This window comes from Autumnicola edwardsiae, assembly GCF_031846505.1.
Lineage (GTDB): Bacteria > Bacteroidota > Bacteroidia > Flavobacteriales > Flavobacteriaceae > Autumnicola > Autumnicola edwardsiae.
Map to the genome: position 1 here is coordinate 1 of NZ_JAVRHP010000350.1, position 251 is coordinate 251.

Annotated in this window: 1 protein-coding gene; it reads right to left on the bottom strand. The window is 40.2% G+C overall.

Annotated features, from left to right (window positions below; translation table 11 throughout):
* Positions 1-251: DUF5712 family protein (locus RM529_RS17960; RefSeq protein WP_311486088.1), on the bottom strand; the 251-nt coding region annotated here is incomplete at both ends.

The window sequence follows — 251 nt, forward strand, 5'->3', positions numbered from 1 at the left end:
CTTCCGTCTATTTCCCGGTTAAAGCAGGCAACATAATCTTTCATCAGTTCCCGGGTATACCTTTTTAAATCTGCGCTACTGTTCTGCAGGCGTTTTAATTCGTATTTGGAAGGGCTGACCGTTATGGAATAAAATTTCGGTTCTTTCTTTTTGAGCTTGGCGGTATTGTTATCAATTTCTTTGACAACTTTCTCAGGTGTGATGGCATCCTTATATTGATTAAAGAAATGTTCCTTTGCCCCTTCCGCTAC